General features: G+C 28.5%; 1 protein-coding gene and 2 pseudogenes. 1 reads left to right on the forward strand and 2 read right to left on the reverse strand.

Translation table 11 applies throughout. From position 1 onward, the window contains the following. Positions 1–132, forward strand: a pseudogene (locus A2003_RS05790) (tyrosine-type recombinase/integrase); the annotation flags it as partial. 24 nt (positions 133–156) lie between these two features. Here A2003_RS05790 and A2003_RS05795 read toward each other — a convergent pair. Both A2003_RS05795 and A2003_RS05800 read right to left on the reverse strand, forming a co-directional pair. Beyond that, a complete protein-coding gene (locus A2003_RS05795; RefSeq protein WP_008941996.1) occupies positions 157–459 on the reverse strand; it encodes a hypothetical protein in 303 nt (100 codons plus the stop codon). 253 nt (positions 460–712) lie between these two features. Beyond that, positions 713–941 (reverse strand): annotated as a pseudogene (locus tag A2003_RS05800) (hypothetical protein); the annotation flags it as partial.

Below are 941 nucleotides of genomic sequence, written 5' to 3' on the forward strand. Positions count from 1 at the left end.
TTTGTTAATAAACGCAAATTACCTGTGGAAATCTTGGCTAAAGTTACAGGACATAGGGATATTAAAACTCTGATTAATACATATTATAATCCGACCGCTTCAGACATTGCTAAAATGATGAACGCATCTTAAATAAAATAGGGAGCAATTGCTCCCTTATTTCTTTCGATGTGCGCCACGTCTACTGGTGACATTAAAATTCTCTAAAATTGGTATGACTTCTTTCGGATCGTAAAGATGTTTAGTATCAGTACCTCTGTTAAAAATTCTCAATTTTTCAATAAGTGCTTTGCGCGAGATACTAAATCTTTCTTGTAACCACGCTGCATCTACACGGTTGGGTAGTTGCTCTGTTTTAAGTTCAATGACTTTCCCGACTTTTGGAATAGTATCATTTAGGAAAACTTGTGGAGGTTCATCAGATTCAATCACCATGACATATTTGTTTATAATTCCCATATTATTTCCAATTAAAAAAATAGATTTAAAAATAATTGCAGAGGGTCAGCAATACAATTACTTATAAAATATAATTTAACAAATTAATTAAAAAAAAGATGAGATATGTTTAAAAAATCAAAAAAAAGACTTATTTTTTTTATTATATCAGTAAATAATCTTTTGTTCGTTGTTGGTAATAACAACGTCGACTGCTTAGCTCATCTAAAATAAATGAGTTAACGTATACTGCTTTATCTTTTAATTTTATTGTTTATTTTTTAAAAGGATTTTTAGGATCAGATAAAATCGCGTTTTTCTTGTCGTTAAAGCTTCTACCTTGCTCTGAAAATTTAAATTCTTTGATTTCTGATTCTAAAAACAGCTCTTTTCTAAAATAATTTTTTATTTGATAAAGCTCTATCATTTTAAGTGTATTCTCAAGATAATTCATTTCAATATTTTGTGATTTAAAAAATGATATAAGCACACTTCCAAGAAAA

Origin of the sequence: Acinetobacter sp. GWC1_38_13, from assembly GCF_001767535.1 — a bacterium.
Classification (GTDB): Bacteria; Pseudomonadota; Gammaproteobacteria; order Pseudomonadales; family Moraxellaceae; genus Acinetobacter; species Acinetobacter junii.

Bases quoted from the DNA above. Each gene is read 5' to 3' on its own strand.
- A2003_RS05795 (WP_008941996.1), bottom strand. From the start codon at position 459: ATGGGAATTATAAACAAATATGTCATGGTGATTGAATCTGATGAACCT.